The organism is Streptomyces sp. NPDC054841, assembly GCF_053611045.1.
This window is the reverse complement of the sequence record NZ_JBSGZO010000405.1, coordinates 1-7986: the sequence shown is the minus strand read 5'-3', so window position 1 is coordinate 7986 and position 7986 is coordinate 1. Positions and strand designations below refer to the sequence as shown.

Sequence of the window (7986 nt, the reverse complement as noted above, 5' to 3'; positions counted from 1 at the left end):
GACACGCCGCCCCCGGCCTCGATCAGGTGATCAGTCGTCGTATTCATCAGGTGACTCCTTCGGGGAGGAACACACCTGATTCATGACACTCCCCGACGATGCGCTGGCCGGGCTGGGTCTGCGCGGCGATGCGGTTCTTCTCCTGGTGTGATGCGACGAAGATCACCAAAGGCGCGAGATGCTTCCTTACGGAGGGGATTCTGCTGGCGACAGGGCACACCACGCCGCAGGGGTGTTGGCCGATGTAGACCGGCAGGCCCATGGCGAACTCGGGTGCCGGATCCTCATCGATGTACGGGTGGGCGCCTATCGCGTGGCGTATGAAGTCGTACACCGGCTTCTCCAGGGCGGCTTGGCGTTGTGTCAATGCCTGAATCGCTGCGTGGTGGTCATCAGAGCGTTCAGCACCGAAGCGCTGCCGGTCGCGTTCTTGCGCTGCGCGCATCCGTTCCGCACTGCGTTGCTGCTCGGCCGCGCGTTGCTCGCGCAGCTGGCGCTGAGCTTCCGCCAGGTGGGCGGCCTCGTTCTTCGCGTAGCGGGGCGCGGTCCATACCGTCTGCCATTCGCGCAGGGGAGCGGTCACGGGGGCCTGCCGGCGATGGGCGATGACTTGCCCGGTAAAGATCCACCCGAGAAACTCTGCCACCGGAACATGCGGGCCGGCCTGCCAGGCCCCCTCGGCGAACTTGGCCAGCGCGTCGGCGACGAGGAGGCTGTGCTCGTCGCTGAGGGACACTCGGGCACTGGGGACGTGGCCGAGCCACAGTGGGCGTTGGCGATCGCTGAACCATATCGACCAGACCGTATCGTTGCGCATCAACTCAGCACGAGCAGCGATGTCTTGACGGGTGATGGGGGAGAGCTGGGCCTCCAGGGCGATCTGCCAGTCGCCTGCGGGATCGGTGGCCAACACGTCGGCGCGCCAGGTGCCTGCGGGACCGCGGGCTTCGAGTTCTGCATGGGCGCCGGCAGCGCGGGCGGCGGTAGCGAGCTCAAGTTTAAGCAAGTGGTGGTGCGCGGTCTCCTCGGCGAGCGCGCAGTGGGGTGCCCCGGGGGCGTGTGCCAAGAAGTGCAGGCCGTTGTGCGAGATCTTCGCGTACATCGTGTGCCCACATTCGGCACAGGAGAGAGGAGCTGGGGGGCTCGCCCTCCAGATCGCCGTCCAGTCGCGCCCGCAACCGAGGTCGGCCAGATTGGCGAAGACGGTTCCCCACTGTGCGTGCAGTGCCCTGAAGGCCGTCGCCCCTCCTGCTGCCCTCAATGACTCCAGTGTGCACGGCTCCGATGACACAGTCTCGGCGGGAGCAGGTCCCTTGTGCCGCCACTGGCCCGCAGTAACGGACATCGGGAGGGGCTCCGGATTCGAGGTGACCTGATGTGACACCACCGCCTAGCGCGCACGCTTTCGACAGGTGGCGCAGGCGTGTGCGGAGCCCGGGCCGTAGCGATGAATGGGTGTGCCGCAGCCAGCGCACGGGCCGACATGCCAGATGGGACAGCCGTGGAGCTGCGCCGCCTTGGCGCGCTGCTCGGGGTTGACGTTGAGGCGCTGAGGTTGTTGGGGGATGCGGAAGATTCGCTGGGGTACTTCGGGTAAGGTGTGCAGGCCGGATGCGTCAGCGTGATCGCGGCGTGGTCGTCGGTCGTCGAAGACGCGGGTGTCCTCGCCGTAGCGGCAGGTGGAGTCGAGGTCCTCTTCGGTGAACGTCAGACCTGCTTGCGCCGGGGGTTCGGCGTCGGGCAGTGGTTCGTCCTCGCCGATGATGTTGCGCCAGCGGTCCCGGTCGGCTGTCGGTGCCCACAGTTGTGTCGAGGCCCGGGGGTTGTGCTGGCCTGGGATCTTCATGGGGACGTAGTCGCCCTCGGCGCTGGCCGCGACGAGGGCGTCGACTTGGGTGTGTGCCTTGGGCGGCAGGCAAAGGGCAGGCAGGGTCCAGGCTACGTGCAGGCCCCCGCACGAACTGCCGTTGAGGGGGCAGGGTCTCTGGGCGGCCGGCGTGCAGGCCCAGTCCTGCAAATGCCGCACCCCGCCGCGCACGAGCATCGTGCGTTCGGAGGCGATGGCGCGCCACGGCATGTCATCGACCCGCACCCAGGGCGCCCGGTCGATCAGCGCCGCCCGGTCATCATTGGTCACCCACAAAGGCATGATCCCGCGGTCCGCGGCGGCAGCCGAACGCCGTCGAACCGTCGATGCCGTGATCGGCGAGTACTGTGCCTCCCAACCGATGCGTCCTGCACTGCCCGATACCAGGACGTCGTTGCGCACCTTGCCGTCCGTGCTGCGGGCCTCAATCTGCGCCGAGAGGCCCTGGCGGTGCGCGGCACGCGCGATCCGCTCCTTGAGCGCCTTGTGCTTGTCGCTCTCATCGGCTGTCGGTTTGGTGCGTACCGGCAGATGCGCAGCCACCAGGGTCGTGACTCCGTCGACAGTGCGGCGACGGATCGTCATCCAAGGGGAGCGATCTTCATCTTCGGCCCGACAGATGCCGGTGTCGTGGTGCTGCAAACACTGCAGCAACTCGCGGTCGCGCTGCTCGATCGGCCTAGTGATCTCGTCGAGCAGCTCAGGACGGTCCGGGTGTCCGAGTTCCGCATGCGTTAACTCGATCTTGATGTGATAGCCCGTATGCCACACGCCGTTCGCCATAACTCATCAGGGTAGGAAGGGGGACTGACAATGCACCAGATCGCGTAGTCGCTTCGGTTTTGGCCCCGCTCGGATAGGGGGCATCATCACGAAGCGCTGGCCTGCTGGTTCGGTGCGGGTCATTCAGCGGTCACCCTCGTGATCGGCGAGGTTCGGTTCTTGCTGGCTCGCCGGGTGGCGGAGGGCCGGCAGAAGCGGTCTCCGCTGGGTGAAGCCGGCCCGTGGGTAGCCGGGTTGGGCCAGAATGCTGCCATGGTTGCGATCATCAAGTGCGAGGGCTTCGAGTACGAAGACGTCAGGACCCTCGAGGAGATTTACCGGTCTCGTCGTCTCGAGTACGAATGGACACTCATACGCAAGGAAGAGCTCTTCAAGGGGCGGCACTTGGCCCTTATCGCAGCTCAAGACGGGTATGGACGTTACGAGATCAAGTACGTAGGCAAGTGCGTTCGCGGCCGCAAGGCGGCAGACTCGGTGAAGCAGTTGCGAGTCACTTATGTCCGTCCTCTGCAAGTTCCGGTGCCGTTGTCGGAGCTGCTCGAAGCTGTGCCGAGACATCTGCGGCGCCATCTTGCTGCGGAGGGGCTTCAGACCAAGACCGCAGGATCAGAGTTGCGACGCCTGCTTCTGGAACGACGCCCCGAAGCACGCGATGCTGTCGATGAGATCGAAGGCGCCATCTCATCATGGGACTTCGGGACTTCGCGCGCTGGCCAGGCAGTCTCCCTGCAGCGCGACGGCACCTTGATATCCGCGCGCATGGCGGGCTTCAGGGCCCTAGATCTGGCCGAATGGGATCCTCCCGCGGAGGAGCTCTACGACGACAGGATGCCGCCGCTTTTCCTTGACTTGGTTGCGGAGTCATCAGCCCCAGAGGGCCGGGGCCAGCCCGATCCTCAGGACGGGAGTCACCGTCCCGACACGATGGCCGCCCAGCCTGCGCTCGAGGATCACCTCATTGCCCACGACACGCAGACGATGCGGGGATGGCTGAGCAACGCCACTGATCACGTCGCGTGGCGAGAGTTCCGCGAGCACGGACGAACACTGCTCGTCGGGAACGCCAACCGGGCAACAGCGGAACGACTGCTGGGGTGCGACGTCATCTTCTACAACGTCTCGCGAAACAGCATGGTCCTCGTTCAGTACAAGAAACTCGATGCGGAGAAGGGCGGCTTCTACTACCCGAACAGCGACCGGAACCTTGCCAAGGAGCTCCAGCGCATGAGGGCCTTGGATCGGTATGCGGCGAGCGTGGCAGACGGTGGTAGCGAGCAGCGTCTCGACGCGAACCCAAGCTGGATCAAGCTCTGTCACCCGAGGTCGGTACTGCCGCACACCTCGGAGATGATTTACGGCATGTACTTCTCCCGGCGCCAATTCGAGTCGCTGCGTCAGGATGCCCGCCTGAAGGACGGGCGGAATGGTGCGGTCCGGTTCGGTTACAAGAACGTGCCCGGATACCTCGACAACACGTTGTTCACACGCCTGGTCGAGACGGGGCAGATCGGCACGACTGGAATCAGTAGTGATCTTGTCCGCCAGCAGGTCTTTCGTACGTTCCGCGGGCAGCGTGACCTGGTGCTGGCGGCGCTCTACGGTGATGAGCCACCGCAGGCGGAGCGGAATACGAGACGGCGCATGAGCAGGTGAGTGATGGCCTGATGGCCTTCACTGGATAGCTCAGACCCCGTACGGCACAATCTCTAGGGTGGCCTTAGCGGTCGAACTTCGGCCATGTTGAGAACAGTGTCCGTGGACGTATTTGGACGTCCACGGACTGGTGCGAACACAGTGAGAACTACTGAGACAAATGGGGACTGGCCTGGTTGGATCCACGGAGAGTTACCTACTTCCCCGGCGGATCACACCGCCTTCATGGCGAGCTTTCAGCAGCGGAAAGCGATAGGCGATGCGCACGAGCGACACGTCACCGAGCAACTCATCGGACGAGGATGGGAAGGATTTCTGGGGGCAGGGCCTGCTGAGTAGGGCGCTTCAAAGCGCGCTCCGGCGGACGGACAGTTCCATTTGCTGGTTCCCGGATCTCATCGAGGCGAAGGCACGTGGCCCGGTGCTGATCGATTGCAAGGGTGGGATGACAAGCCAGCGAACAGGGCGCAGCGAGGGATGGTGCCGGGCTGCTCCTGCGTCTCCGCCAGAGGGCCGACAGGGCGTTGTGAAGCGCGAGGCGGCGCGGAGCGCCAAGTGGGCCACCATCTGCAGGCGAATTGGCAGAGAGAGGGGCCGCCGATGGGGCGACTCTGGTAGTCCGCGCCGATCGGTAGCTTCCGGTTGATCTGAGCAGCGCGGGCGATGGCTCGGCTGAGGGGACTGTCCTTCAGTGCCGGGCCGGGCGGGCCGGGGCGGCGTACGTGAAGATCAGCCGGATGAACAGGCCCGTCTTCGGCCGGGTCGGGTTTCACCGGGTGTCCTCGGCTGCCGAGGCCGGGAGCGACTAGCGCATCGTCCCTGCTCCTCTCTGTGTGCTACCGAGCCCTAACCAGCGGCGTGAGCGGGAGAGTAGAACAGCCAAACACGAGGCCGGAGAAAAGGGATCATCAGCTCATGGATCTCCAGGGAATCGGGTCTGTAGCCGCAGCGGCTATCGCCCTCATCGGCGTCTCCAGCACAATGGTCATGGGCCGATGGCAGCTTCGGGCGGGTCTCCGTGCAGCGGACGCGACCGCTCGTGCCGGACTAGGGCGCGTATTGAGTTGTGATCAATCTGCGGAATTCGCCCTCGGAGTGGAGCCTGGTCCGGTAGATCGTCTTGCATGACGCGCGTGCAACTTACTGACGGGTAGTGGGAAAACATCATCGGCGCCCCTGACATCGCCCTCCGGGCTTCATCCCCCGCCGCACCCCGCGTGAACCAGCCCGTCGGCGGGCTGCCAACCTCCGGCCCTTCCTCTGCGCAGATCGACACCTCGTGATCGGCCGGACAGCCTCTAGCTATAGCTGACGTGGCCGGGCCGAAGGCCTATCCGCTGTCGTATATGTGCCGACTGAGGCCTACTCTCGCTGCCGCCGAGGGTGCGCGATGGTGCTTGCGTTCAAGAAGAGTGCCCCGAAGGCTGCAACCGCGCAGGCCAGTGCCACCCCGGCGGACGGGTGGCTCGGGTGCGTTGCGAAGACGCCGTACCCTGCAAGCCCCGAGACCGCCAGAGCCAGGATTGCCGGGGCCCACAGGTGGCGGTTGATGATCAATCCCGTGAGCGCAGTAGCGGCAACGAAGGTCCCTGCGATGACGCCGGTAAGCCCAAGGTCTCTGGTGCTGGTTGCGGTGAACCCCAGGAATGCCATGAGCGCGATATAGGCGAGAGCCTTGAACAGTGTCACCACCCACGCGGAGTTGGCGCACATGTCGTCAGAGGGCTCGGCCTCATTCGATGAGCTTGCCATGAAGGCTGCGCAGGCATTCTTCAGTCGATCGCAGAGCATGCATCCATATGTATGCCAACTGCTGGCCCCCCGCGTGCGGGGATACGCCGGTTGCGTGACCGCGGTCATGGCTCGTGTGCAAGATATACCTGAATGGCTGCCTGTTGGTTGCCCCGGCCAGCGTGGCGCTTCAGCATGGCACATGTATGTGCCACTTGTGGTACTCCGTTCCCAAGGAGAGGGCCTGAAGATGGTGTCCCTATCCCAGGAAGAGGCCGAGGTGCTGGACCAGGCGGCCGTCGCACTCCTGGACAATCCCTTTGCCTGGCGACTGCGAGCCATCGAGCGGATTGAACTTGAAAGCGCCCTGTGGTCGGACCGAAAACGTGAGATCCATGTCAAGCCCCTTGTCACGGCTCTGCGCGAGTATTGCGGTGATGGTGATGAGATCAAGAAGCAATCGCTCATTCCGGCGAGAAGTGTTCTTGAGGCTCGCTCGTGGAGCCCCTTCAAGGATAAGAGCGGTGATTCAGCTCTTATCCTCCCCATCACCGACATGCCGACTATCCCTGTTCTTGACCTCAAAATCACGGTCAACGGGAAAGAGGTTTACCGGATTCCTTTGGATGAGAGCGCCAGGATTCAGGCAAAGTATATTGTTCGCATGGCCGAGAGGGTCGGCCTCCCTGTGGTGATGAATGGGCTACCCGAGAGATTCGTAGAATTTCTGACCTGTGTCTTCTATTTTCCGCCGAGTCCATATGAGAAGGTGTGGAGAAAATACCATCACCTATCCCTGCGGACATTCGGCCACTGGGAGCGGCGAAATGAGGTCGACGAAATCAGGGAGCACCTCAATTCCATCGCCAGGGATGCTGATCCGGCTTTGGACGACTTCACGATGGAGATAATAGAGGAGTTCTATCTGCGCTGGCGGGACGTCTCCCGCGAAATCGGACGCCTGGCCGGAGATCACTCCATTGCCGAGTACTTGAGTGGCGCAAAGTATCCGCTGCTTGCGCTCCCGTATTTCTTCCAAGAGTTGCGAGCGAAGGGCACCGACCCGCCCTCTGGAGATGAGGTTCTCCAACTGTTGACTGCTCTTCGCGACCTCTTGAATGGTGCGAGTGATATCATTTCAAATCCACCCAGTGGGGATGTCGGCGAAGCCCGGAAACTCCTTGAAACCTATTTCAGTTACGGCATGCGCTGGGTGGCATTCGCCCGCTGCACTGTCCCACCGGATGAGTCATTCATCATCACGGTGTCGCACAGGCGGGCAGTTTATTTCACCAAGACACGCGACGAGTTCTCGCCGCTTCGCGACAACTCTCGGAAGACCGCCTACACGCTGATTTCCTTCGCGGATGCGGAGACCAATCACGTGAGCGTCCGGGTTGCCGACACGACTGTGCGGCTGCATCGGCCCGAGGCGCGTGATGCGTTGGGCAATCGGTTCAAGCCCTCGCAGCGGGTGGACGAAGAGGTGCGGACGTTCGAGCTTTACTTTCGGCAGGATTCGACCCGGGATCGGCCGAAGCGCATCTGGATCAGACTGCCCCTGCGTCTGACCAGACTGAATTCGTGCATGCTCTGGCTCACCATGTTCATTACGGCGTTCGGAATCCTGCTGTTGTCCGTGCGCGGCGCTGCCAGAGCTGACTTGACCGCAAAGGACGCGACCGTGATTCTCGTGCCGGTTGCCTTTACTGCGGCCCTCCTGCTTGCCCGGGACTCCTCGACGTTGAGCATGAGGGTTCGACAGGTCCGCCAAGCAATTCTCCTGGCCGAGCTGTTCGTCCTGCTGGCGATGGCATTCGTCCTGGTGTTGATCCACTACATTCACGATCCGATGCCGCCCGGTGGCTGCCCCCTCCCATATGTCTTTTCGGAGTGGTGCCGCAGGTGATATTGCAGAATTTCGATGTCGGTCGTTCACCCATCGCCGGCCC

General features: G+C 63.2%; 5 protein-coding genes. 2 read left to right on the top strand and 3 right to left on the bottom strand.

Annotated features, from left to right (window positions below):
* Positions 1-46: 46 nt before the first annotated feature.
* Positions 47-1102, bottom strand: a complete 1056-nt coding sequence (locus ACWGI8_RS34710) for a competence protein CoiA family protein (protein ID WP_453667106.1) — start codon at positions 1100-1102, stop codon at positions 47-49.
* A gap of 288 nt (positions 1103-1390) precedes the next feature.
* On the bottom strand, positions 1391-2650 hold the full coding sequence (locus ACWGI8_RS34705) for a competence protein CoiA family protein (RefSeq protein WP_453667105.1): 1260 nt from the start codon (positions 2648-2650) through the stop codon (positions 1391-1393).
* A 252-nt stretch (positions 2651-2902) separates the two neighbouring features.
* On the opposite strand from ACWGI8_RS34705, the gene ACWGI8_RS34700 reads away from it, so the two are divergent.
* On the top strand, positions 2903-4303 hold the full coding sequence (locus tag ACWGI8_RS34700; RefSeq protein ID WP_453667104.1) for a hypothetical protein: 1401 nt from the start codon (positions 2903-2905) through the stop codon (positions 4301-4303).
* A 1362-nt stretch (positions 4304-5665) separates the two neighbouring features.
* On the opposite strand, the gene ACWGI8_RS34695 is transcribed toward ACWGI8_RS34700, so the two are convergent.
* Positions 5666-6094, bottom strand: coding sequence for a hypothetical protein (locus ACWGI8_RS34695; RefSeq protein WP_453667102.1), 429 nt, complete (start codon positions 6092-6094; stop codon positions 5666-5668).
* A gap of 190 nt (positions 6095-6284) precedes the next feature.
* Here ACWGI8_RS34695 and ACWGI8_RS34690 point away from each other — a divergent pair, with 190 nt between their 5' ends.
* Positions 6285-7943, top strand: a complete 1659-nt coding sequence (locus ACWGI8_RS34690; protein ID WP_453667100.1) for a hypothetical protein — start codon at positions 6285-6287, stop codon at positions 7941-7943.
* Positions 7944-7986 lie beyond the last annotated feature (43 nt).

What these genes read in the sequence shown, in the direction of transcription:
- ACWGI8_RS34705 (WP_453667105.1), bottom strand. Translation starts at nt 2,650, where the DNA reads ATGGCGAACGGCGTGTGGCATACGGGCTATCACATCAAGATCGAGTTA.
- ACWGI8_RS34695 (WP_453667102.1), bottom strand. Translation starts at nt 6,094, where the DNA reads ATGCTCTGCGATCGACTGAAGAATGCCTGCGCAGCCTTCATGGCAAGC.
- ACWGI8_RS34690 (WP_453667100.1), top strand. Translation starts at nt 6,285, where the DNA reads ATGGTGTCCCTATCCCAGGAAGAGGCCGAGGTGCTGGACCAGGCGGCC.
- ACWGI8_RS34700 (WP_453667104.1), top strand. Translation starts at nt 2,903, where the DNA reads ATGGTTGCGATCATCAAGTGCGAGGGCTTCGAGTACGAAGACGTCAGG.
- ACWGI8_RS34710 (WP_453667106.1), bottom strand. Translation starts at nt 1,102, where the DNA reads ATGTACGCGAAGATCTCGCACAACGGCCTGCACTTCTTGGCACACGCC.